The 24,685-nt window shown below is 45.8% G+C and carries 20 protein-coding genes, 2 pseudogenes and 1 other annotated feature; of the genes and pseudogenes, 2 read left to right on the forward strand and 20 right to left on the reverse strand.

Going from position 1 to position 24,685, the window contains the following annotated elements:
• Positions 1–47: 47 nt before the first annotated feature.
• The 3 genes from LCM00_RS00980 to LCM00_RS00990 form a co-directional block, all read right to left on the reverse strand.
• On the reverse strand, positions 48–938 hold the full coding sequence (locus LCM00_RS00980; protein WP_224896994.1) for a nitrilase-related carbon-nitrogen hydrolase: 891 nt from the start codon (positions 936–938) through the stop codon (positions 48–50).
• A gap of 298 nt (positions 939–1,236) precedes the next feature.
• Entirely contained in the window at positions 1,237–2,052 is an 816-nt protein-coding gene (speD, locus tag LCM00_RS00985) for an adenosylmethionine decarboxylase (protein ID WP_224896996.1), read from the reverse strand.
• 226 nt (positions 2,053–2,278) lie between these two features.
• On the reverse strand, positions 2,279–3,457 hold the full coding sequence (locus tag LCM00_RS00990) for a M20 family metallopeptidase (protein WP_224896998.1): 1,179 nt from the start codon (positions 3,455–3,457) through the stop codon (positions 2,279–2,281).
• 156 nt (positions 3,458–3,613) lie between these two features.
• On the opposite strand from LCM00_RS00990, the gene LCM00_RS00995 reads away from it, so the two are divergent.
• Positions 3,614–5,023 carry an aldehyde dehydrogenase gene (locus LCM00_RS00995; protein WP_224897000.1) on the forward strand — a complete coding sequence of 470 codons (1,410 nt, stop codon included), beginning with the start codon at positions 3,614–3,616 and terminating at the stop codon, positions 5,021–5,023.
• A 638-nt stretch (positions 5,024–5,661) separates the two neighbouring features.
• Here LCM00_RS00995 and LCM00_RS01000 read toward each other — a convergent pair.
• The 4 genes from LCM00_RS01000 to LCM00_RS01015 all read right to left on the reverse strand — a co-directional run bounded on the left by LCM00_RS01000 (position 5,662) and on the right by LCM00_RS01015 (position 10,965).
• Entirely contained in the window at positions 5,662–6,654 is a 993-nt protein-coding gene (locus LCM00_RS01000; RefSeq protein ID WP_224897002.1) for an LLM class flavin-dependent oxidoreductase, read from the reverse strand.
• 55 nt (positions 6,655–6,709) lie between these two features.
• On the reverse strand, positions 6,710–7,678 hold the full coding sequence (locus LCM00_RS01005; RefSeq protein ID WP_224897004.1) for an LLM class flavin-dependent oxidoreductase: 969 nt from the start codon (positions 7,676–7,678) through the stop codon (positions 6,710–6,712).
• A 43-nt stretch (positions 7,679–7,721) separates the two neighbouring features.
• Positions 7,722–8,105: an IDEAL domain-containing protein gene (locus tag LCM00_RS01010; protein ID WP_224897006.1), complete on the reverse strand. Its 384-nt coding sequence runs from the start codon at positions 8,103–8,105 to the stop codon at positions 7,722–7,724.
• 277 nt (positions 8,106–8,382) lie between these two features.
• The gene (locus tag LCM00_RS01015) at positions 8,383–10,965 is read right to left on the reverse strand and encodes a DEAD/DEAH box helicase (RefSeq protein WP_224897008.1); all 2,583 of its coding nucleotides are present in this window, start codon (positions 10,963–10,965) and stop codon (positions 8,383–8,385) included.
• 187 nt (positions 10,966–11,152) lie between these two features.
• Between LCM00_RS01015 and LCM00_RS01020 the strand changes: the two genes are divergently transcribed.
• Positions 11,153–11,410, forward strand: a complete 258-nt coding sequence (locus LCM00_RS01020; protein WP_224897010.1) for a YpbS family protein — start codon at positions 11,153–11,155, stop codon at positions 11,408–11,410.
• Positions 11,411–11,475: 65 nt separating this feature from the next.
• On the opposite strand, the gene dacB is transcribed toward LCM00_RS01020, so the two are convergent.
• The 13 genes and pseudogenes from dacB to LCM00_RS01080 form a co-directional block, all read right to left on the reverse strand.
• Positions 11,476–12,960 (reverse strand): D-alanyl-D-alanine carboxypeptidase/D-alanyl-D-alanine endopeptidase, encoded by a 1,485-nt coding sequence (dacB, locus tag LCM00_RS01025; protein WP_404802130.1) that lies wholly within the window; start codon positions 12,958–12,960, stop codon positions 11,476–11,478.
• Between the two features lie 167 nt (positions 12,961–13,127).
• Positions 13,128–16,193 carry an isoleucine--tRNA ligase gene (gene ileS, locus LCM00_RS01030; RefSeq protein ID WP_224897014.1) on the reverse strand — a complete coding sequence of 1,022 codons (3,066 nt, stop codon included), beginning with the start codon at positions 16,191–16,193 and terminating at the stop codon, positions 13,128–13,130.
• A gap of 59 nt (positions 16,194–16,252) precedes the next feature.
• Positions 16,253–16,489 (reverse strand) — a binding site (T-box leader).
• Positions 16,490–16,511: 22 nt separating this feature from the next.
• On the reverse strand, positions 16,512–16,841 hold the full coding sequence (locus LCM00_RS01035; RefSeq protein ID WP_224897016.1) for an MGMT family protein: 330 nt from the start codon (positions 16,839–16,841) through the stop codon (positions 16,512–16,514).
• A 29-nt stretch (positions 16,842–16,870) separates the two neighbouring features.
• On the reverse strand, positions 16,871–17,680 hold the full coding sequence (locus LCM00_RS01040; protein WP_224897018.1) for an endonuclease I family protein: 810 nt from the start codon (positions 17,678–17,680) through the stop codon (positions 16,871–16,873).
• Positions 17,677–18,639: a S8 family peptidase gene (locus LCM00_RS01045; RefSeq protein WP_224897021.1), complete on the reverse strand. Its 963-nt coding sequence runs from the start codon at positions 18,637–18,639 to the stop codon at positions 17,677–17,679. Before LCM00_RS01045 ends, LCM00_RS01040 begins: the two co-directional genes overlap by 4 nt.
• Positions 18,640–18,784: 145 nt before the next feature.
• Complete coding sequence (locus LCM00_RS01050; protein WP_224897023.1) at positions 18,785–19,858, reverse strand: undecaprenyldiphospho-muramoylpentapeptide beta-N-acetylglucosaminyltransferase; 1,074 nt, start codon at positions 19,856–19,858, stop codon at positions 18,785–18,787.
• Positions 19,859–19,968: 110 nt separating this feature from the next.
• Positions 19,969–20,724, reverse strand: a complete 756-nt coding sequence (locus LCM00_RS01055) for an exodeoxyribonuclease III (protein ID WP_224897025.1) — start codon at positions 20,722–20,724, stop codon at positions 19,969–19,971.
• A 24-nt stretch (positions 20,725–20,748) separates the two neighbouring features.
• Complete coding sequence (gene mug, locus LCM00_RS01060; protein ID WP_224897028.1) at positions 20,749–21,285, reverse strand: G/U mismatch-specific DNA glycosylase; 537 nt, start codon at positions 21,283–21,285, stop codon at positions 20,749–20,751.
• A 104-nt stretch (positions 21,286–21,389) separates the two neighbouring features.
• Positions 21,390–21,827, reverse strand: a complete 438-nt coding sequence (locus LCM00_RS01065) for a peptidylprolyl isomerase (protein ID WP_224897030.1) — start codon at positions 21,825–21,827, stop codon at positions 21,390–21,392.
• Positions 21,828–22,195: 368 nt separating this feature from the next.
• A pseudogene (locus LCM00_RS24825) lies at positions 22,196–22,666 on the reverse strand (methyl-accepting chemotaxis protein); the annotation flags it as partial.
• A 294-nt stretch (positions 22,667–22,960) separates the two neighbouring features.
• Positions 22,961–23,500: pseudogene (locus LCM00_RS24830) on the reverse strand (protoglobin domain-containing protein); the annotation flags it as partial.
• A gap of 188 nt (positions 23,501–23,688) precedes the next feature.
• Positions 23,689–24,207 (reverse strand): HD domain-containing protein, encoded by a 519-nt coding sequence (locus tag LCM00_RS01075; RefSeq protein ID WP_129612220.1) that lies wholly within the window; start codon positions 24,205–24,207, stop codon positions 23,689–23,691.
• A gap of 119 nt (positions 24,208–24,326) precedes the next feature.
• Positions 24,327–24,524, reverse strand: a complete 198-nt coding sequence (locus LCM00_RS01080; protein ID WP_224897034.1) for a hypothetical protein — start codon at positions 24,522–24,524, stop codon at positions 24,327–24,329.
• Positions 24,525–24,685 lie beyond the last annotated feature (161 nt).

Consider the following 24,685-nt stretch of genomic DNA (forward strand, 5'->3'; position numbering starts at 1 on the left):
TCCCGGGCAGGCAATTGTAGAGTTAATCTTTTGCATAGAGAAGTTTCTTAAGGAAGAAGGGATGTCATTTCACTATACGTCTCAGGCCTGCGGTCGCGGTAGAACTGCCAGGTATCCCTGACCTCCCTGATCAGCTTCTTGTTCATTTCGCCAATGATCACTTCATCTTTATCCCGGCTGGCGGCTGCAACAAAGCTTCCTTTAGGATCCACCAGATAGGACTGTCCATAGAACTCTCCCATATTCCATGGCCCCTCATATCCGACCCTGTTGATGGCGCCCACATAATAACCATTAGCCACTGCATGGGCAGGCTGCTCAAGCTTCCATAAGTATTCTGACAGGCCGGCGACTGTCGCAGAGGGATTGAAGACGATTTCTGCGCCATTCAGCCCCAGAAGCCTTGCCCCTTCAGGGAAATGCCGGTCATAACAGATATACACGCCGATTTTGGCAAAAGCGGTATCAAAAACCGGATAGCCCAGATTTCCCGGCTTAAAATAATATTTTTCCCAGAATCCGCAGCCGTTTCCTCCTGCTGCGACATGCGGGATATGCTGCTTCCGGTACTTTCCCAGATATGTTCCGTCTGCGTCCAGCACAGCGGCTGTATTATAATAGGTGGCTATTCCTTCCCGTTCATAAATCGGAAGAACAATAACGATCCCCAGCTCCCTGGCCAGCTCCTGAAAGAGCTTTGTTGTAGGGCCGTCCGGTATTTCCTCTGCAGCATCATACCATTTAGTGTTTTGCTCAGAACAAAAATAGGGACCGTAGAAGATTTCCTGCAGGCACACAATCTGTGCCCCTTTTTCTGCCGCTTCCCTTACAAGCTTTATATGCTTTTCGATCGCCTTCTCCTTATGAACCGCAACCGGCTCGCTGCCGTCCACATCATGAGAAGCCTGAATCAAGCCGATTTTCACATTGTCTGCCATTTCTACTCCCCCTCTAAAATAAAAAGAATCATCCTTTACAGAACCAGGCTGTTAGCACCAGGGCATCCAGCAGCATGGTTCGGAATGTTCCGTTAATCTAACATACGCAGAAAGGGCAAGTTGTAAAACTTAATTTATAGAGAGCACAAAAAAAGGATAGAAAGAAAACAATGAAAACAGTGTTTTCTTCTACCACATGCACAGTTCAAAGGGAGCCGGCATATAAAAAAGACTGCAGTTATCCTCCATACATACTTAGTGGATAACTGCAGTCTGCTGTTTTATATAGGTATAATTATCAGTTTTGCGAAGAAATATTAGTGCCATAGAAGATTTCATCCATTTCTGTCTTCAGGCGGTCAGTAATTTCTTCCGCTTCTTCTGAATCCAGCTTCTCCTTTGTATAGCCAAACAGATAATTATTCAGGTCGAATTCCTTCAGTTTGCATTTTGTGTGGAAAATTTTTTCCTGATAGATATTCACATCAATCATATCATACAGGCCTTTTGCTTCATCAGGTATATAGTTCTGTATAGAGTTAATATCATGGTCGATATATAGCTTTTCACCGTTGATGTCCCGTGTAAACCCTCTGACGCGGTAATCGATGGTCATCACATCCGTTTCAAAGGAGTGAATCAAATAATTCAGGGCTTTAAGAGGGGAAATTTCCCCGCATGTGGAAACATCGATATCTGCCCTGAAGGTGCTGATCCCTTCTGTCGGATGGAACTCAGGGTAGGTGTGGACTGTAATATGGCTTTTATCCAGCTGCAGGACGACATTGTCAGGCAGCGGTCCTGGGGATTCCTCCAGTGATTCCTCAGGCACCTCCACTACAGGGCCTTCTGATACGAGCATCGTGACACTGGCCCCCTGCGGTACATAGTCCTGCTGGGCGACATTAAGTACATGTGCCCCGATAATATCGGACACATTAGTCAGGATTTTTGTGAGTCTTTCAGCACTATACTGTTCATCGATATAATCAATATAAGCTTCCCGTTCTTCTTTTGTTTTTGTATAGCAGATATCATACATATTAAAGCTTAAAGTTTTAGTCAGATTATTAAAGCCGTGCAGCTCAATCCGTTGCTCTGGTGTCAGTTTCATTTGCAAGATCCCCTTTAACTCTGTTAGTCTGTTGCCTTTTTCACCAGTCATGCCCACTTCTATTTGCGAGCTCCCCAGAGAGCAGTCCATGCTGGTTAAGGCTGATTACTATCTAGAGTACCCTTTATAAAAGGCAAAAAAACGGATTTTTCCTAAATGTGTCCTGCCATGGGTAAATCTAAAAAAGCCTATCCTCTTTGGATAAGCTTTTTTTGAGAATAATTCATTAAGCATTAACGAGTTTTTTCTTTTTGAATTCTTCCTTGATGGATTGAAGCAGTTCTTCGCTTGCGAGGATTTCATAACCCGTCAAAGCCATTGCCTTTGCCCCCAAGATCATTGCCTCCTGTGCCTGGCTGCTCATGGCTGCTTCGCGGAACTCATGGGTATGGCAGGCGAAATCTTCGTTGCAGATTTTAATATAAGGATGAATCGAAGGGACAGCCTGGCTGACATTCCCCATATCGAGCGATCCTGATCCATCGCGGTCTTCATGAATTTCGCCGGGATCGATGCCTAACCCGATCAGCTCCTTAGTGAATGCATCTGATAAATGCTGGTTTGTCTGCATATCGTCATACGAAAATTCATAAAAAGAAGCTTTCATTTCTGCGCCCGTCTGAAGCGCGGCACCCTGGGCGCATGCTTTAACTTTTTCAACCAATTCATTCACATAGGAGCGGCTTGATGCCCTCACATAGAACTGGGCAGAAGCATAGTCAGGCACTACATTGGCCGCTTTTCCTCCTTCAGGGATGATGCCATGGATCCTTGCATCAGAAGTAATATGCTGTCTGAGGGCATTTATGCTGTTGAAAGTTTGAAGCACGGCGTCAAGGGCATTGATTCCTTTTTCCGGACTGGCTGCCGCATGTGCACTTTTCCCGAAGAATTCAAATTGGATCGCATCCATGGCAAGTGATCTGCCGCTTTTCAAATACTTGGATAAAGGATGGACCATCATGGCAACATCCAGCTCGTCGAAAATCCCATTCTCCGCCATGGTTACCTTTCCGCCCTTTGTTTCTTCAGCTGGAGTTCCATACACAATCACTTTTCCGCCAGTTTCTCCAACAGCCTTGCTCAGGCCGATCCCGGCTGCAATGGCCATAGTGCCGATGAGGTTGTGCCCGCAAGCATGTCCAACCTCCGGAAGGGCATCATACTCAGCCATAAGCCCGATTGCTGCACCAGCTATGCCGCTGTCATAAACAGCACGAAAAGCAGTCGGTAGTCCGCAGGTTCCCTTTTCTACAGAAAATCCGTGCTTTTCCAAGGTTTCAATTAAAATAGCCGAAGACTTGAACTCTTCATGCCCGAGCTCAGGATTTTCGCCTATGTACGTGCTGATATTGATAAATTCCTGCTTGTTCTTCTCTATTTCGTTCTGAATGATCTGTTTCATTGTATAACCATCCTTAAATGTGAATTTTTATTCCTTTTTTCTAGAATAACAAATAATTCGGTATTCGAAAATAATTATTTTTCAGTTCTTGCTGTTTGCCTATTACAGTGGGAAAAGGTATGCTCAATTTAATTTATAGTATCCAGCTGAAAGCAGGTGATTGGATTGCAGAAAAACATCGTAACAGAGGCATCAGCAGACGAAATTAAAAGGCTGCTTGCCGCACAGAAGGATTTTTTTGAGCGTCAGGTGACAAAGCCGGCCGGATTCAGGCTCGCACAGCTGCTGGAGCTCAAAAATAGCATCAAAAAAAATGAACAGCAGCTGATTTCAGCATTAAGAGAAGATCTTGGCAAATCTGAACTTGAAGCCTATTCCACCGAAATCGGGATTTTATATGAGGAAATCGGCTATACCTTGAAGCATCTGAAAAAATGGATGAAAGCAAAGAAGGTGAAGACGGCAATGACTCATATCGGCTCAAAGGGTTATATTATTCCGGAGCCATATGGATCGGCCCTCATTATCGCGCCATGGAATTACCCGGTCCAGCTGGCCCTTTCCCCGCTCATCGGGGCGATTGCTGCCGGAAATACGGCTGTTATCAAGCCCTCGGAGCTGACTCCGAATGTATCCCGTGTGCTGTCTGCGCTGATTAAGGATGCCTATCCGGAAGAATATATTTCAACTGTTGAAGGCGGTGTGGAGACCAGCCAGCAGCTGCTAGGGCAGCCTTTTGATTATATCTTCTTTACAGGAAGCGTCCCTGTCGGCAAGCTTGTGATGGAGGCAGCATCAAAGAGGCTGATTCCTGTTACCCTCGAGCTTGGCGGAAAAAGCCCAGTCATCGTCCATGAGGATGCAAATATCAGCCTGGCGGCAAAGCGGATTGTTTTCGGCAAATTTACAAATGCCGGACAGACGTGCATTGCCCCTGATTACATGTTTGTCCATGAAAAAGTCAAACAGCCGCTGCTGGAGGAAATGAAGAAGTATATTAAGGAATTTTATAGTGATAGTCCTCTTGATAATGAGGATTATTCGAAGATCGTCAATAGCCGCCATTTCAGCAGGCTTGAAGCGTATTTGAGTGATGGACAAATCCTCTCTGGCGGAAGGCTGGATAGGGAGCTTAGGAAAATGGAGCCGACGCTGATTGATACGCCCTCTTTTGATTCGCCTGTTATGCAGGATGAAATTTTCGGCCCGATTTTGCCGGTTTATGGGTATGCCAATCTCGATGAAGCCATCTCCTTTATCCAGTCGCGCCCGAAGCCGCTTGCTTTGTATTTGTTTACGGGAAGCCAGGAAATAGAAAATAAGGTTAATGGTAAGGTTTCGTTTGGAGGCGGGTGCATTAATGATACTTTGATGCATATCGCGACGCCTTATCTTCCTTTTGGAGGGGTCGGGGAGAGCGGGATTGGGAGTTATCATGGGATGAGCAGCTTTGGGACGTTTTCGCACTATAAAAGTGTGCTGAAGCAGACTACGCTGTTTGATTTTTCGTTTCGTTATCCTTCTGCTGAGAATGGGTTGAAGCTGATTCGGAAGCTGATGAAGTGATGGCAGCCTGGACCGGTTTTTGGTTCAGGCATTTGTTTTTTGTAAGTTAATTATTTTTACTAACTGAGTTTAGCGTTATTATGTAGGCTGCTGATCTGCACTGCAGGCACTTCGCTTTCCGCGGGGCGGAGTTGAGCCTCCTCGCGCTTGCGCGCTGCGGGGTCTCAACATTTCCGCTGCAATCCCGCAGGAGTCTTCGTGCCTTCCGTTCCGATCAGCAGGGCTTTGATTCATAGTTCAGCTCCATGAATAATGCTTAAAGAGTAATTAGAAACAGATTGAAAAATAAGTGGAGAAATTCCCTCTAATTTCAAAAATGCTTTAAAAATAACCCAAATAAGCGGAGAAATTCCTACTATAACCTTAAAAACCAGGAAAATGGGCAACTTCGCTTCGCATTACAGGAAATTCTCCGCTTATTTACCCCCACCCTTGCCGCTTTCAGCAGTCTAAGAGGAAAATCTCCGCTTATTTTGAGGCTTGCTGGTCAATCGGATAAGAAAAAATTTCTTCCTTTACTCCAAAAAGCCTTCCATCACTAAAAAGCCCCGTTAACTGAATTAGCCTCTCATATATAATAACCTAAATGTAAAATGTCCCTTTTTATATTCAAAAACACAATCTTTACGAAAAAAGCTTTATAAAAACAATTCAGCCAATAATTCCAGATTCCTCGCTCTGTCTTTGAAACTATAGGTATTATTGATGACCATGATTTCGTCGGTACCGTATTTTTCACTGATCTTGAGGAGCTGATTTCTCACTTCTTGAGGGTTTCCTATGACCATTCGGCTTCGGTTGTGTTTGATCTTTTCTTTTTGTGCTGCTGTTAAGGTCCTTTGCTGGGCTTCTTCCGGTGACATGATTCTTGTGTCGGTTCCTTTTTCAATATCCAGGAGCCAGTGGTCCTGGCTGGCAGCGAGGTGTTCGGCTTCTTCGTTAGTTGGGGCACAGACGACGAATACACAGACATTTGCCGAAGGCTCTTTCAGCATGGCAGAGGGCTGGAAGTGACGGTAATAGTATTGGAATGCTTTTTCACCGTTTGCCGGAGTAATGAAGTGGCCATATGTGAAGCGCATCCCGTTTTCAGCTGCCGTTCTTGCTCCCCGTTCGGTAATACCCAATAGCCATAATTCCGGCAGAGTACGTAAATCCGGGTACGCTTTTACCTCCTTAAAAGGATGGTTATCCGGCAGTGAGTTGGTTAAAAAGCCCTTGAGATCCCTCAGCTGGCCGGGGAATTCGTTCATGCTCCTCCTAATGCCGTCTGTCAGTGCCAGTCTTGTGTCTGCACCGCCGCCAGGTGATCTGCCGACACCGAGGTCAATTCTGCCCGGATACAGGGCTTCCATGACTTTAAAGTTTTCCGCTACTTTATACGGGCTGTATTGGGGAAGGAGAACCCCGCCGGAGCCGACCCGTATCCTGTTGGTGACTGCCGCAATATGCGAGATCAGGACATCTGGTGAAGAACCGGCCATTCCATTGGAATTATGATGCTCAGCGGTCCAAAAGCGGGTATACCCCAAGTCATCGGCAATCTGGGCCAATTGGGCGGTTTGCTTGAGTGCATCTCCGGGTGAATCTCCTTTTCGAATGACAGCTTGATCCAGCACACTTAGTTTCATATTCAATTACCCCCTTCTAAAAGAAAAATCCGCTGCATCCATCCACAGCGGATTCTTATAACATCTGTTCAGCGATTAGTCTGTAAGATAGCAGCCTGTCTTCATAGTCCGTTGTCAGAGTAATGATCATAAGCTCATCAGCCCCTATCCTGCTGGCCAGGCCTTCAAGCTGTTCGGCAGCCTGAACAGGATTCCCAATGATCATTTTTTTCTTCATGTCCTTTAAGAGTTCTTCTTTATTGGAGGAATTTAGCGTCTCCTGCAGACCTTCTTCCCCACTCAACCGATTCCTCCAGGTACGGCTTTTTAAGGCCAGTTCTTCTGCCTGTTCTTCCGTTTCAGCACAAATAGCATTGACAGCGGCTATGCAGTATGGGTAAGACGCATTTTTCGAAGGAGTGAAAGAATCCTTATAAAGTGAAACAATTTCTTCCGGCTCCTGATCGCTCATAAAATGTCCGAAGCAATAGGCTATTCCCTTCTCTGCAGCCTGCAAGGCGCTTTTGCGGCTTGTTCCCAGTATCCAGGGCAGCGGGGCTGCATTAGGCACAGGAGCCGGTGCCACTTTTGAAAACATTTCACCTTCAGGGTGGCTTTGATGCAGGAAGTTCAAAAGCTCAGTAATCTTGTCAGGCATTTCAGCGACACCCTTCAAGAAATTGTCCGATAAAGCCATGGACGTTTCCGCAGATCCGCCCGGAGCCCTTCCAATCCCTAAATCAATTCTTCCGGGAAAAAGTGTGGCAAGCATATTATAGGTTTCAGCCACTTTGTAGGGCTTGTAATAAGGAAGAAGAACGGCTCCGCTGCCAATTTTTATATGTGCAGTCTGGGCACCGATATAGGGAAGCATCACTTCAGGGGCAGAGCAGGCAAGCCCCGGCATATTATGGTGTTCTGCAATCCAATAGCGGCTGTAACCGAGTCTTTCTGCTTCCTGCGCAAGCTCCAGTGAGGCTGTTAGCGCCTCCTGAGCGGTTCTCCCTTCCGTAACAGGAGATTGATCAAGTATACCGAGCTTCATCTTCCTGCCTTCTTTCTTTTGTTTCGATATTGGAATAGGTTCATTATCTATTATTCATTCTGCCTTCGCTGACAGAAATTGATCCGCTGCCGGCTGCTATTTCTTTGTTTCCAGTGCCGGCCTGTTCAAGATGTTTCAATGCCTCAGAAAGCTCCATAAACCATTCCTTATCCCTGGTGAGCAAAGCTGTGTCGATAAGGGAGCGGATACCATCGGCTGAAGGAGTATAATGGCTCTTCATCTTCTCGGCCTTCTTCTTTTCAATATGGACCTTTCTGCCGATAACGTCCGGATTATCGCTGTCAACAACAAAAACTGTCACAAAATCCCGCTCAGGCACTGCGGCTTCCACGAAGCCCTGAACAAGCTCCCCATTTCGTGATTTCCCTGTGATCCATCCACCCATAATAATGTCTTGATTGTTCATATCATAGCACCGCCTTCAGTAGATTATTTATTTGTAAATAAACCAATTCAATTCAGATCTAATATCATTTTTGTATTCAGTCCATTTGTCTGGGCGTATATTTAATCAATACCCGTAATTCCTGTGCGATAACGCAAACTCCATGGATGCTCAGTAAGGTATATCATCATGCGCCTGAACATAGAAGCTGTTGCCTGTTCATACTGTAATAATAAAAGATACAGTTTAATATGTCAATGAAAGTGGCAGGCAGCTCCGGGCTGCCTGCCCCTTTTCATCATCTCTTAAAATAAGAGGGTTTCCTCCTGGCCCTGAACCCGCCCTCATGGCATTCATCACAAATGGGATAAGGATGCTCCCATGAAAGCTTCTTGCCGCATCTGCGGCATTTTTTGGTCATTTTCTGTACATCTGTTTTCAGCTTTTCATGGACCATTGTCCCCAGTTCATCGCGGACCCGTTCCCAGTATAATGCTTCTGTCCTCTGGTCAAGCCGGTAAAGGAACAGCAGATGGAGCCCGACAGATTTATACGTGAGCTCCAGGTCCTCAAGTGTCCTTTTTCGGATTGAAGGTTCGGGAAGGTCTTCGTTATGCACCGACGCCATCACCGACATTCTCCATTGCCTGACCAGTTCCGGCTCCCTGGCTGAAAAAGGAAGGTGCAGGAATCCATACAGGTCCCCAAGGCTGAGCCTGGCTTCCATTTCGGTTCCCTGTACGAGCTCATAAAGCTCCTTCTCTTCGGCAAGGGACGCTTTCACTGTTCCAGGGGGACTTTCGAATTTGTCCCAAAGTTCAAAGAAAGTTCCCAGATCATGATAATATTTTTGAAAGCGGTCAAACACTCCGCTCGTTGGCGCGATTGAAAATGTATGGACAGGATCATCTTCCTGTTCCAGCAGTGAACCCATTTCCTTGATGTTTTCCATGAATGCGACCCGGCCTGTATTGTAGAGGCCTTTTCTGCCCGCCCTTCCGGCAATCTGTTTGACCTCCTGGGAGGTAAGCTGCCTTCTGCTGACTCCATCGAATTTTTCATTTTCTAGAAATACGACCCTGCGGATTGGAAGGTTCAGCCCCATGCCGATTGCATCAGTACTCACTATTATATTGGTCTCGCCGTCAATGAAGCGCTGCACCTGTTTTTTCCTTGTTTCAGGCGGCATGCTTCCATATATCATGCTGACTGTGCGTCCGTCATTCTGAAGCCGGGAAGCTGTTTCCAGCACTCTTTTCCTTGAAAAGCAGATCAGGGCATCGCCTTTTCTGCTATGCTTCAGCCTGAATTCGTTAGGTTCGACGATAAGCGGTGTATCTCTATGGTATTCATGGATTTCCAGATCAGTCCCGTCCAAAAGCTGAAGAAGGATCGACTGGGAGCTTTTGCTGCCAATGATATGGACTTCGCTTGCATTTGCCTTCGTTATGGCCTTATACCATGAGAATCCGCGGTCTTTGTCAGTGATCATCTGTGCTTCATCGATGACTGCTATATCAAAACGCTCCTTCTCACTGAACATTTCGACAGTGGAAGCAATATGGCTTGCCCCGGGAGTCACTTTTTCTTCCTCCCCAGTCTTAAGTGTACAGGGGATGTTTTCCCCGTTCAGTTTATCGTATACCTCGAGTGCCAAAAGCCTTAAAGGGGCCAGGTAAATTCCAGAGTCCGCTTTTTTCATGCTTTCTAGTGCATGAAAGGTCTTGCCCGTATTCGTATCGCCGATATGAAGGACGTATTTGACGCTCCTGTCCACAGAAGGGCTGTATTCCCGGCCAAAGATCTCATCGAGGATCCTGGCTTCCTCCTGCTTTCTCCGCTCCTCTTCTGCTCTCGCTTCTGCTTCTTTCCGCTCCCGGTCCTCGAGATCAGCCCGGAATATTTCAAGATGAACGGCTGGTTCCCAAGGGAAAGAACTGAGGCGGAGCAAGTCTTCCAGGAATTCATTTTCAATTTCCTCCAGGAATTCTTTTGCGAGTTCCTCTGACGGCCATTCAGTCATGGAATGGATGGCTGCTTCCGGGTCATTTTCCGGATGGAGCGATTTATATTGTTCAAGCATGGCAGGATCCATTAATTCGATTACAGTCTCAGGGACGATATCCTTCATGCATTCCATCAAAAGCTTTTCATATTTAAAATAATAGGTTTCGTATTCAAAATACTGCCTGCCCCAATGGTTTGTTGAGTGGATGCCGCCAGTAAGCTCTTCAAAGAAATCGGCAGCCAGTGTATAATGCTCAGGGTTGAAATGTCCCTCCGGCCTGAGCTTTTCCTCGAGGGCAAATGTATCAACCTGCCCGTATTTGGTGCCGCTGCTGAAGTCCTTCTTCAACTGCCGGGCAGCCTCATATCTTGCCTTTAAATAAAACAGCCGGGTATGTTTCCTCATAATTTTTCCGGCTGACTTATCGAGCGCTGTGTAAGCCTTGGCAATACGATCGGCATTCTCCTCATGCTGCTGCTGGAGCAGATAGCTTTCCCTTGCATCCCTGTATTTCTGTTCCCATTTACCGGCATCATTGGTATATAGGGAATGCAGCCATTTCTCTGCATTCCATGGTGAATAGTTCCTTACTTCGGATCGGAAAAGGCTGTTGATGACCTTCTTGTCGATTCCCTCTGTTGAAAATCCCTTTTCCTGAAGATATTCCTTTTTTAATTTGCGCGCCACTTTATTGTTGGTCATATTAAGCCAGACATTTATCCAGATCTGTTCATAATACTGCTTCCTGTCCTGAAGATATTCTTCAAAATCGGGAAGGGATTCTTTCGTTGATAAATAATAGTGAATATCCTCTAATATCTTTGCTTTAGCTTGTTCTACTGCAAGAGGATAGAGAGTTTCCAATGCTTCCATGGAAATTCCCCCCTTTAAAAATATTAATCGGCGCCTTTAAAAGAGCCTGTATATTATATTATCATGTATTGGCCGGCCGCCTATCCTTTAAAGTTCGTTGAGACCGCTGACAGAGCAAAAGTTTTTCTTAACGAAATGGAGGTTAGTTGATAATATTATATTAGCCTTTTGAATTAGGAGTGAAACGATGAGTGTACATCATGCTTTAACCGAACATGCCAGGAAATTAAACACAAGAATCACCCGCTTTCTTGAGCTTGACGCAAAAAGAGAAGCGTTTATTGAAGAAGCCTTATCTCTGTCTAAAGCAGGAAAAGCATTTTCTACTGTGAAAATCAATGAAGTGACAGAGGAAATCAACCAGCTAGCCAGACAGGGGATTGTTCCCTCCAGGAAGCTTGTGACAGCTGAAATGGTTGAGGAGTATGCAGGACGTATGAATTAAACGATTTTCAACTAAAAAAAAGCAGGCAGACTTCCTAGTGAAAGGAATCTGCCTGCTTCTTGGCTTTATGGCTGTTCTGCCAGCAGGATTGCGATCTTATCCTCGATTATTTTTGCCTTGCTGTCATCCTTCAGATTATTGAGGACAATGCTGAAGACAAGCTTTTCACCGCTTTGGGTCTGTGCATATCCGGAAAGGGAGCTTACGGTGGATATTGAACCTGTCTTGGCTTTAATCTTTCCTTCTGCTGCCGAGTTTTTCATTCTGTTGCGGAGTGTGCCTCCTATTAACCTGTCCTGCGCCCCTGCAAGCGGGAGTGATTTTTCAAATGAGGGATACCATTTCTCAGACTGGACGCTGAATAAAAGCTGCGATAACTCATTAGGCGGTATAAGGCTGACATGGGATATGCCCGACCCGTCACGGAGGATTAGCGTGTCTTTATTGACTCCCCAGCGTGCAAGCTGGTCTGAAACAACTTCAAGGCCTTTTTCCCAGCTTCCTTCATTCTTCACCTTTTTGCCCATTTCTTTGACCAATACTTCAGCATGGCTGTTATTGCTGAGTTTCATAAAAGGAATCAGCAATTCCTTCAATGCGATGGATTGATGTGCCAGCAGCAGAGAGCTCTTCTCAGGGGCTTTCCCCTGCTCCATTTTTCCGGTTACGCGTATCCCATATTCCTTCAATGACTGACTGAACAGATCAAGCGCATACCCGGCCGGCTCCCACACGGCAATCCATTCCCTGGACCTGCTTGACTCTTCGGGTATAGTCCCGGTAATGCGGATGGTGTTTGTGCCATGGTCCCGCTCAATGGTAATGTCCTTTTTGCCATCCGCCGGGACGGTCGCTGCCTCGTTAATGATTTTTACATAGCCTGTTTCTGGGGTCAGGGAGACTGCAGGTTGTTGCCCTGCAGATTCTCCGGGATTTACTTCGACAATGACCGTGCCTGCATCATAATCTTCATTTGGTGACGCAGTGAGTGCCGATACCTGGCCGCCGTAATAATAGGATTCGTCGCTCCAGGGCAGATCTCTTGAAAGCCTTATGTCATCATACCAGCTGGCATCAGCAATGAGGCTGCCATGAATCGTTTTAATGCCTTTTTGCTTTAATTCGGCAGCCATCTTGTCAAAGTCGCTCTTTAACAGGGTCGGGTCGCCTTTGCCTTTCAAATATAGATTTCCATGCAGATTGCCCTTTTTGTGGAGTCCGTCTGTCAGAACTTCAGTGGTAAACCGGTATTCTTCGCCAAGAACCTGAAGGGAAGCGGCGGATGTGAGCAGCTTCATATTGGATGCCGGCCTGAGGCGGATCCCGCCGATATGGTCATACAGCAGTTCGCCTGTATCTGCATTCCTGATGCTTACCCCGGCCAGCGCTCCAGAGAGGATGGGATCATTATTCAGAAGCTGATTCAGGTCTGCCGTCAGTCCTCCCTCTTCAACCGCCTCAGCCTGGCGGGATAGTTCATAAGCGTACGGCGAGGCTGAAATGAATAATACAGCTGTTATAAGGATGACAATCTTCCACTTTCTCAACAAGCAGCAGCACCTTCCCGGGGCAAAACTTAAATTCAGATCCAAAATTAGAAGTTAAGCCTTGCCAGATTTAAAAGTATTAACAGTTACTTCGCTTTGAATGCTGCATTTCCTTTATTTTCATTGTGAGGAAAAAGTAGTGTTTTTAAAAGGTGCCGGGCAGCCAGTGGTTATGTCAATGAGACAGCTATCAATTCCCCGCCAAGCCTTACATCAAGCATCGGGGCTTTCACAGGCTTGAAAGCAATCCCTTCAAGAACGATACTGGTGTATAAAAGATCCTCAAATTCACGCAGTATTCCTTCTGCTTCAGAGGTTGTATCGATATGCAGCATAACTCTCTTATCGATAGGAAGCTCAAGCTTTTTCCTTAGATCCTGTATTCCTCTGATAAAATCCCTCACATAGCCTTCCCTTTTCAATTCCTCAGTCAATTCTGTTTTCAAAAGGACTGTCATATTTCGGCCGCTGCTTTCCGCGTAGCCTTTCTTTGGGAGTCTTTCCACAGTTATATCTCTGGCTTCGACCTCCAGCTTTTCATCGCCTGCCTGCAGGACAAGGCTCCCTGTCTCCAGCAGCTGGCGGATATCTGATTCAGGGAGCTGCTGCAGCGACTGATTAATTAGATTGGCTTTCTTTCCATACTTCCTCCCTGCTGCTTTGAAATTCAGCTTCAGCCGGCAGCTGTATTTATCCGTCCAGCTATCACCCCAGGAAATCTCTTTTACATTCAGCTCTTCCTTAATGATCCTGCTGAAGGCATTTAATTGTCTTTCCTTTTCCTTGCTGCATTGAACAAGTATTTCAGCCAGCGGCTGCTTTGTCTTCAGCTGCTGTGAGTGGCGGATGCTTCTGCCCAGCTCCACCAGTTCAATGACTTCAGCCATGCTTTCTTCCAGTTCCCTGTCAATCAAGGCGGTATCAGCCTCTGGGTAGTCTTCAAGGTGAACGCTTCTGCCTGTCAGATCCAAATAGACGCTTTCAGCTATAAAAGGCACGAATGGGGCCAGCATGCGGGAGATATTGTCCAATAAAGTATACAGTGTCTGGAATGCAGAAATTTTATCCTCTTCCATGCCCTTCGCCCAGAATCTTTCCCTGTTTCTTCTGATATACCAATTGCTGACCTCTTCAATCAGTGTGCCTGCTGCCCTGCTGGCATTGGTTGCCTGGTAGCTGTCCATCTCCCTGTTTACCGTTTCAATGACACTATGCAGACGTGAAAGGATCCACCGGTCCATTAGGCTGCCGGAAGATTGACAGCTGCCTGGTACAAATTGATCAATCCTGCTGTAGAGGCTGTAAAAATGATGAATGCTTGCAAGCGAGTCGACCAGCTTTGATTTTGCGTCTGCCGCATTCCTTCCCGAAAACTTCTTGGGCTTCCATGGACTGCTGTCCTCCACCAGTGCCCACCTTAAAGCATCTGCTCCATATTCCGTGATCAGCTCTCCCGGATCAAGGGCATTTCCTTTGCTTTTAGACATTTTCTGCCCATTTTCATCAAGGACATGCTCAAGGGCGAGGACATTTTTATAAGGCAATTCGCCCTTGTACAAGACTGAAACGGCCAGCAATGAATAAAACCATCCTCTGGTCTGATCCACACCCTCTATGACTGCATCGGCCGGAAATTGCCTTGAAAATTTCTCTGTATGTTCAAAAGGGTAATGATGCTGGGCATACGGCATGCTTCCGGAGTCAAACCAGACATCGATGACCTCCGGGATCCGTGCCATTTTACCATCGCAGTCCGGGCAAGGGATATTCACTTCATCAACATAAGGCTTATGATAATCAGCAAGCTTTCCATTGGCTTTTGACAGCACTTGCAGCTCCTGAAAGCTTTTTGGTGCTTTCTCCGCACCGCAAGCTTCGCAGACCCAGACATTGAGCGGAGTGCCCCAATAGCGGCTCCTGCTGATATTCCAATCCACCAGCCCTTCAAGAAAATTGCCGAAGCGGCCGTTCTTCATGTGGCTTGGATGCCATTCAGCCTGGCTGTTGAGCTCAAGGAATTTCTCCTTCAGCGAAGATGTTTTGATGAACCAGCTGTCAGCTGCGTAATAAAGGAGCGGAGAATCGCACCGCCAGCAAAATGGATAGCTGTGTTCATACTTCTCTTTATGGAACAACAAGTCCTTGTTTCCCAGCATTTTTAAGATGTCCACATCACAGTCTTTGACAAACCTCCCTGCGAGCGGCGGAAATTCATCGGTATAACAGCCTTTAGAATCAACGATATTGATGAAAGGGAGCCCATTTTCCTTTATCGCCCGGTAATCGTCTTCACCATAAGCGGGAGCAAGATGAACGATTCCTGTACCGCTGTTTTCAGTGACAAATTCAGCGGCAATGACTCTGTGTGCACCTTCAAGCCCATCGGCCTGAAATGGGGGCTCATATTCCCATCCCGCGATCTCTTTTCCTTCCAGCGTTTCAAGGATTTTATCAAAGCTTTGGAAAAGATCTGCCACCCGGTTTTCTGCAGCGATATAAATCTTGTCTCCGTTCTTTACTCTTGCATAACGTACCTGGGGATGGACAGCCAGCGCCACATTGGCCGGAAGTGTCCATGGTGTCGTCGTCCAGCCGAGGAGATATTCATTCTCCCTTCCTTTCAGCCTGAAAGTGACGGTTGAACTTAAATCTTTTACATCCTTGTAGCCCTGTGCAGTTTCATGGGAACTCAAGGAAGTCTGGCAGCTTGGACAGTAGGGGGATACACGATGGCCTTTGTAAAGCAGCCCCTTTTCATGGATTGTCCCGAGAATATGCCATACCGACTCGATATATTCATTGCTTAAAGTCATATAAGGCTCATCCATGTCTGTCCAGTATCCAAGCTGCTCTGTGAATTCCCTCCACTGCTTTTCATATTGGAAGACACTTTCACGGCACTTTTCAATGAACGCTCCTACACCATATTCCTCGATTTCCTTCTTTCCTGATATGCCGAGTGCTTTCTCCACTCCCAGCTCAACCGGAAGTCCATGTGTATCCCAGCCGGCTTTCCTGATTACCTGCCTCCCTTTCATCGTCCAGTAGCGGGCTGTCAAATCCTTGTATGTCCTGCCGAGGGCATGGCCGGCATGCGGCAGGCCGTTGGCGGTCGGAGGCCCTTCATAAAAAACGAAAGGGGTTTTGCCTGCACGATTGGAAACGGATCTGGCAAAAATATTCTCTGCCCTCCAATACTCCCTGATTCTGTTTTCTCTTGCCTGAGTGCTTTCCATTTCAGTACCTGCCTTCCTTTTTGAATTTTTTTTAGGTAAATAAAAAACACCCGCCCCTGTAAAGGGACGAGTGTTATACCCGCGTTACCACCCAAATTCTATTGCAGATGCAATAGCGCTCATCAACGTACCATCATACGCGTTCCTTTTAACGGCGGACACCCGTCAGGACTTACTGGATTCAGACCTGCATCTCAGAGATGATGTTTCAGAAAGATCGTTTCCGCTGGCTCTCACCATACCCAGCTCGCTGAAGGAACATTCCCTTTCCTACTTGTTCTCGTCATAGAATTTAAGATTTTTAATATCATATCAAAATCAGGTATTATTATCCAGCCCTTTTTTTGGCTTGTGCAGAAAATTTTCCAGAAGGATTGTTCCTTTGCCGTCTACAGTGATGCCTTCCGCTTCAAGGAGAAATCTCTGTTCCTCCTGAGCCAAAGGATCCTTCATGCTGATTTTACCCATTTTGCTGATGACCCTGTGCCAGGGAAGATTCTCCTGCCTGCTCAGCGAATGAAGAATCCGGACGACCTGCCTGGCTGCGCGGGGGCTGCCGGCAAGTTCTGCTATCTGGCCGTATGTCATCACCTTTCCGGCAGGTATTTCTTTAATGATTTTTATCGTTCTTTGAGTAAAAGGCTGCATAAAGCTAAAATCATAACCTCCATAGTTTGTTAAAAAGTGTTAATCATTTTCCCGGCAAGGTCCGGAAAATCAATGAATGGATTGCGATTGCCCTGCAGCTCCTCGATTGCCGAATTTCTGTGCTTTTCATAGAGTGATGCAGGGAATTCAAGATGCCATTTATGAAGGAGCCCGCAGTTGATTCCGTGATCATCAGGCTTGAAATGCTTATACCTCAGGAAAAAGTAAAAGCATGCCCGGGCTGCGATTCCTTTGCCGTACTCCGGTTCAAACTTACCTTCTTCAGCCATGCCGCAGCCGCCTCTTATACCGAAAGCAGAAGCTTCCGGTTTATAGGAAGGAAAGTCTTCATAAGGAAAATTGCTCCTCATGCTGTTGCAGGCAGGCTCACAGGCGAACAGATGATGGAGATCCCCCTTCATCGGCTGCTGTTCACTGAACCAGGACTGCGGAATCACATGCTCGCAATTCAGCTTTCCTTGCGTGTCTCCAGTCCGGTTTCGATTCATCCATATTTCCGCATCATGCTTAATGCTCTCAGCCGGATCCATCCTGCCGCCTGAATAGAGGCTTTTGAGAGCAAAGTTCTCCTGCAGATCCACCCAGGGATATAAATAGAGATGAGGGGAATATTTCAGAACGGTCTTATGGGTTTCCACCACAAGCTTCCGAAGGTCTTCTATGGCCTCCGCTGACTCAAAATCGAGGGAAGCATAATAAGCATGGCATTTCTTACGGTCTGCAGCTTCATCATAATAGATACGCTCCGCGCTTTGGGCCAGAAGGCTCGCTAGTGCAGCCTCCTTTTCAGCAGCGAGCTGTTCTGCCAGGCTGTTCATGATTTAACGACCATCGGCAGTACTTTAGGAGTGAAAATATCTGACAGATGCTCAAGCAAAGTCAAATAAACCAGGCCATTGCCTTCAAGTTTAGGTGAATTGCCGAGCGGAACGGTGCGCCTGATAAGCTGGGCGAACAGCTCTGCCTCAGACAGCTTCCTGTCAAAGCTTTTGCTGGCAGAATTTTTAATAAGGGCCATTGCGCCGGATACATGCGGTGCGGCCATGGAGGTGCCGCTCAATGTGGCATACTTGCCATTCGGGAAGGTTGATTGTATTTCTTCACCTGGTGCAACAAGGTCGATTTCATTATGTGAATTGGTAAATTGCGAAGAATTTCTCTCCAAATCGATTGCGCCTACACTGATTACTTCATTATAGCAGCCAGGATAGGCAAACTCATCCGTCGAATCTTTTCCGTCTCCTTCATTGCCGGCTGCACATACAACAGCTATGTTGCTCCGGACGGCTTCCTTTATAATTTCATGGAGCTCAGGCATGTCATTCGGGCCGCCGAGCGACATGGATATGATATCGGCTTTTTGGTCAATAGCGTAGCGGATTCCTTCAATGATCCAGTCATATTGGCCTGAGCCGTTTCTATCCAGCACTTTGACGATGAGCAGCTTTGCACCTGGCGCAACGCCAGATATGCCCGGCTCTTTGCCTTCTGCTGCAATGGTTCCCGCGACATGGGTACCATGCCCGTTATAATCTTTATAAATATCCGGATTTCCGGAATCGTCCCCAGTAAAATTCCTGCCTCCGATGATTTGATTCTTCAGATCAGGGTGGCTGATGTCACAGCCGGTATCGAGTACAGCGATTGTAATGCCTTCTCCCCTTGTTTCTTCCCAGATTTTTGGCGCCTGGATCAATCCGATGCCTTCCGGGATGCCTGACACCGCCTCTGATTGTTCAATTACCTGATACGGGATCACTCGGACACATTCTTTCATAATATTCCCTCCTTCAGAGTAATTCAGGATGCAGAAACAAGATGTATCTCCATTATAACAAAGTAGAAGGAATATTCAGATAAGCAGATAGGCTTGATTTTCCATTTTAGAACCGAACAAAAAAGCGAACAAAGACCCAGAAGGCCTAATTTTGCTGCAATTTGTCCCTAATGTCACCAGCCATGACGGATAAAGCATCCTGCATTCCGGACTGCATCATTTTTTTTACTATGCTTTCCCTCTGACTATTCAGGAGGCCGATATGCTCTGCCAGGGATACAGCTGTCAGTTCTTCTTCCTGCAGGGTCAGTGAATAGCCTTTTTCCTCAAAGCTTCCAGCATTCAGGATCTGATCGCCCCTGCTTTGTTTCTTGCTCAAAGGAATGATAAGCATCGGGATGCGGAGTGCGAGAAATTCAAAAATAGCATTAGAACCGCCTCTGGTAATCATCATATCTGTACAGGCAAGTACATCTGAAAGTTCACTGTTCAGGAATTCAAACTGCCTGTATCCTGGCCGGCCTTCCAATGCAGGATCAAGATTTCCTTTTCCGCAAAGATGCACGATCTGAAACTGGCCGCCAATTTGATCAAGCTCCTGCCGCACTGCTTCGTTGATCTTCTTTGCACCGAGGCTGCCTCCCATGATGGCCAGAACCGGCCTGGACTTGTTAAAACCGAGGAATTCCAGCCCCTTCTCCTTGATGCCAGAGAGGATTTCCCTTCTGATCGGGGAGCCGATTGCCTGTGCTTTTCCAGTTGGGAGGTACTGCAGAGTTTCTTCAAATGAAGTATAAATCTTTGAGGCAAAGTTTTTTGAAATCCTGTTAGCCAGTCCCGGTGTAAGATCGCTTTCATGGATGAAGATTGGAATCCTGAGCAGCTTTGCTGCCATTATGACTGGTACCGATACAAACCCTCCTTTAGAAAAAATGAGGGCAGGCTTGAGTTTTTTCAGAATCAGAAGTGCTTCGCTGCATCCTTTTGCCACCCTGAACATATCTTTCACATTTTCAAAGTCAGCGTACCTCCTTAGCTTCCCGCTTGAAATTGAATGATAGGGAATGGAAAGTCCGCTGATCAGCTCTTTTTCAATGCCTTCTCTGCTGCCTATATAATGGATGTCTACATCTTCCCCCTCCAGCTCTTTAATCAAAGCCATATTTGGGGTGACATGGCCTGCTGAGCCCCCGCCCGTCAAAACAAGTGTCTTTTTCATAAATCCTTCCTGTCACGGCTGTTCAGGCAGGCACACACATATGCCTCCTTCACTGGCGCCTATATTTTATTTGCTGATTCCATTATATACAAAAAAAGACCCTTTATCATCTAAAGGGTCATTTCGAGCATGATCGGGCAGTGGTCGCTGCCCATGATATCACAATATATCTTTGAGTCTAGTATATGTTCTTTCAGTGTGTCAGAAACTATGAAATAATCAATGCGCCATCCGATATTCCGCTCCCTCACCTTTGCCATATAGGACCACCATGTATAGGCGCCTTCCTTGTCTGGATAAAGGAATCTGAAAGAGTCTGTAAAGCCTTCTGACAGAAGAGATGTCATTTTTCCCCGCTCTTCATCCGTGAATCCTGAGTTGCCTCTGTTGGACCGGGCATTTTTCAGGTCTATGTCCTGATGGGCCACATTCAGGTCACCGCAGAGAATGACAGGCTTCCTTTGTTCAAGCTCAAGGATATATTCCCGAATCTCATCCTCCCATTCAAGCCGGTATGGAAGCCTTGCCAGGTCTCTCTTGGAATTAGGTGTATATACATTCAGAAGGTAAAAATTTTCAAACTCAAGAGTCAGGCTCCGCCCTTCTGGCTCTGATTCCCTTCCGGCTATCCCATAAGATACATGGAGAGGCTTTTCTTTTGTAAAAACTGCGGTACCGGAATAGCCTTTTTTCTCGGCATAATTCCAGTACTGGTGATAGCCTTCCAGTTCCAGTTCAATCTGTCCCTCCTGAAGCTTTGATTCCTGGATGCAGAATATATCTGCATCTTCTTCCCTGAAAAAATCCATAAACCCTTTTTTGACGCAGGCCCGGATTCCGTTTACGTTCCAAGATACTAATTTCATTCTGGATTCCCCCGTGTTCTTCGTTTAGCTTTCCTCACCCTGGGAGGATGCCTGTCCATATAGAATGGCAGGCAGTTCTTTATAAATGCCGATCACTTCCTCCAGTTTCATCCGCACTAACCCGCTTGATGAAGGGGCTGCAAATTCAATGACCCCTGAAACGACAGGAGTTTCCTGGAGGCCCCATGGTGCTTTTTTACGGCCGCTGTACTCCAGGTAAACTCCTTTGCCTACGAAACAGATTGCCTTAGGCTTCAGCTCGGTTATAATTCGGATAAGTCTTTCTCTGCCTTCTTTATATTCTTCCCTGGTAATTTCGTCTGCTGCTTTGGTGGGCCTTGGGACAATGTTAGTCAGGCCCATATTCAGATCCAGGAGCAGGCTGTCTTCTTGAGGGAGAAATTTTTTAGGGGTGAAACCCGCTTCATGAAGGATTTTCCAAAACCGGTTATTCGGATTGGCAAAATGGTGTCCGGTCTCTGCCGACCGGATGCTGGGGTTAAAGCCGACAAAAATGATATCCAAGCCAGGCTTGAGATGGTCTTTTATTGGTTTTAGCATACCTGCTCCTTTCTTTGATCAAAAATGACCCGCTTTTTCTTATAGTCCCAGCCTGCAGAGCAGCTAATTGAAAATAAAAAAGAGCCAGAGGCTCTTTTTTATTATTAGGCGTCGTAAACTTCTACTTTTTCCATTACATCGCCGTTTTTCATCGCTTTTGCCGCTTCCAGGCCTGATGTTACTTTACCGAAGACAGTGTGGACTCCGTTCAGGTGAGGCTGAGGGTCATGTACGATGAAGAACTGGCTTCCGCCTGTGTTTCTGCCGGCATGTGCCATAGAAAGAGATCCTGCTTCATGCTTATGCGGGTTTCCTTCTGTTTCACAATTGATTGTGTAGCCAGGTCCGCCAGTTCCAGTTCCATTCGGGCAGCCGCCTTGGCTCACGAATCCGGGAATTACGCGGTGGAAGTTCAAACCGTTGTAAAAGCCTTCGTTTGCAAGCTTTTCAAAGTTTGCTACTGTGCCGGGCGCTTCGTTGGGATATAATTCAAACTCGATTTTCTCGCCGTCTTTCATTTGTATGTATCCTTTTTTTGCCATTGAAATCATCTCCTTGGATTAATGGCCAGCTGTATCCAGATTAAGTTCTGTACCGGCTGATGTGCCGTGGAACCAGCTTTGATCTTCAGCAGGGCCAATATTTAAAAATCATTGATTATCATATCATTTTTTTCGAAGGAAATAAAATAACTTGGCTTTTTTCCCTCTTTTGATTTTCTCTATCGGATATGTTAAGCTTAAAAAGCCCTTTCCGGACATTCGCTTGTTGCGGGACACTTAACCAATGTACGGACGGAGAGGGCTGGCGGCTGCTTTTGCAGCCGCCATTTTCATTTCCGCTATTTCAGCTGTTTGTATAAAACGAGTGAGCGTAAAGATCAACATGAAAACACTGACAGAGCCTTCCCTTATAAAGTCAGAGTCAATCCGGAAAGCATATCAGATGATGCTGCTACCTGGCCTGAGGCCTCCCCGATATCGTCAAACACTTTATTCAGATCCTCCATTTCCTTCACGATGGCCAGGTTCTTTTCTTTTACCTGCCTCATCGATTCAAGGATGAGAGAGAAGTATTCGTTAACTGCCTTAGACTGAACCGAGCTTGATTTGATATTTACGCTGGCCTCTTCGATGGATTTGGCCATGATGCTTGAACGGGTTTCCATTTCACCGATCAATCCTGAAACTTCCGAGACAGCATTTTTCGTATTCTCCGCCAGCTTTCTCACCTCATCAGCCACTACTGCAAAGCCTTTTCCATGTTCTCCTGCCCTGGCAGCTTCTATTGCTGCATTGAGAGCCAGCAGGTTCGTCTGATCGGCAATAGAAGTAACAATCGCAGCAATCTGCTCGATTTGTTTAGAGCTGTCAATCAGCTGCTCCATGTTCTGGCTGATGCTGCTGATTTTGTCCTCGGCCTGTCCTAAAGTACTGCCAAGCCCTATGAGCTTTTTCATTCCTTCTTCTGATTTCTCCTCGGCAACAACAGCTATGTCAGAGCCAGACTTTGTATCAGCCCTAATGTCCTCTGTTCTTCCGGCTGCCTGCTGGATTGCGGCGCTTGTCTGTTCGCTGATGGCCGCCAGCTCTCCAGCTGCTTCTGTAACCTGATGCTTCAGCTGCTCTTTATAGCTTTCAGACTCTTTCCTGATGCGGCTTATTTCCTGTTCATAAGCTTCAAGTACTATCTGCTGCTCAAGGCTGATGATCTTTGAAACAGCCAGCATCGCCTCAGTACATGGGCCCTTTTCAGAGATTGTATCTATGATCATGCTGCATAAGGACAAATAAAGATCCTGGAAAGCACACATATACCATTTAGGCTGCAGCCCGATTTTCACATGGACATGAGCAATGACAAAACGCTGCTGAATAAATCCCTTATCTATCTTTCCGCTGAACATCTCATAGATATGGGCGCTTAATGTATTTTTCAGTCTCTCTATGGAACTATTATCATTGATAATCTTCGTCAGTGTTCTTTCGTTTTCTAAATTTTTATAGAATTGGTCTATGATAGCAGGGAGCTTTTCCTTCACATACGGCTGCAGGTAGTGTATATAGTTCAGGTCACTGTCCTGAAGGCCTATCATATCAATTTGCCTTAATACCTCACCGCTAAGAGACTGATCGATTCCTATATTTCCATGACTATTAAGTTTGAAAGTATACTCTTGCTTGTTCCTGCCCTTTTTAAATAAAGTGATTTCCATGCCGATTCTCCTATCGGAATATTTTTACATAGCTTTATATTTTAGTTTAAAAGATTCTGCGGAGGCTCACAATCTATTCATGGAGAAAGTAATGGGTATAAAGAACTATAAATAGATTTTTTATACAATATATTAAGATTTAAGGGTTCAAGAGAAAAAAAAAGGATCCGCTTTTTTAGCGAATTCCTTTATTCAGCCTCCATAAGACTGTCGATTTTCTTATCAAGCCTTCGAAGGCTTTCAATGGCCCTATCTTCATCCATTTTTCTGTAATGGTGGGCTCCGCCAGGTTCTTCATCAAATTCGTCGGCCATTTTTACAATTGTTTGAAGCGGCGTGCGGATGACTTCTCCTCCAGGAAGAAAGGAATCTGTATGAAAAAGAATAGCAAGAGCAATTTCCTTTGCTTTAACAGGGTTTTCACCAAGCCTGATCAATAGTTTATGGGCCCTCTCGGCTCCTTTTATTGCATGTATATCATTCTTTCTGTAGAGATCGTAATCCCACTTTCCATTTTTGTACCAAGTGTAATGCCCCATATCATGCAGAAGCCCTGCTTTTGCAGCTGTGTCAGGGTCAACGCCTCTTTCTGCCGCAAGCTTAAAGCTATGATTAGATACGGCAACTGCATGGGCTACTCCAGATCGTGTAAGATACTTTTGAGCAATTCTGTGTTTGAAAACCTGTTCTAAAGTGACATCTCTCAATAAAACCATTCCTTTAATAAATTCTTTGAGGTATTTGCCTGTATTCAGCAAACGGACTGCATGGAGAAGTTGTAATTATTTTTTCCAGTTAAAAGCAGTTCAAAACATTTAGTTGCCTTTTAGAATTTACGGGCATTGATGGATTTTTGCTTCTTCATTACTTCATATGATTTTTCAATGATATCAGCAAGCACATCTGCTTTATATATTCGGCCTAGCTTAGTGTTTTCCTGATAATACTCTACAATTTCATCCAGCATCTGCAATGTTTCTTTCTGCAGCCGGACATTTAATTGTGTTCTTGGTTCATTTTGCAATAATAGCACCTCCTATCTATAAGATAACACACAGATACCAATTAGCTAATAATTTGCTAGCAGTTTGCTATACTCCTTGGTGCGAAAGGTTTCGAAGGTTGTCGAATAAAATCCTGTTACATAAAATTTGCCGCGCAGAAAAAGGAAAACATGCCATGATG

The sequence above is a fragment of the Bacillus infantis genome (assembly GCF_020171945.1).
Taxonomy (GTDB): domain Bacteria; phylum Bacillota; class Bacilli; order Bacillales; family Cytobacillaceae; genus Bacillus_AB; species Bacillus_AB infantis_A.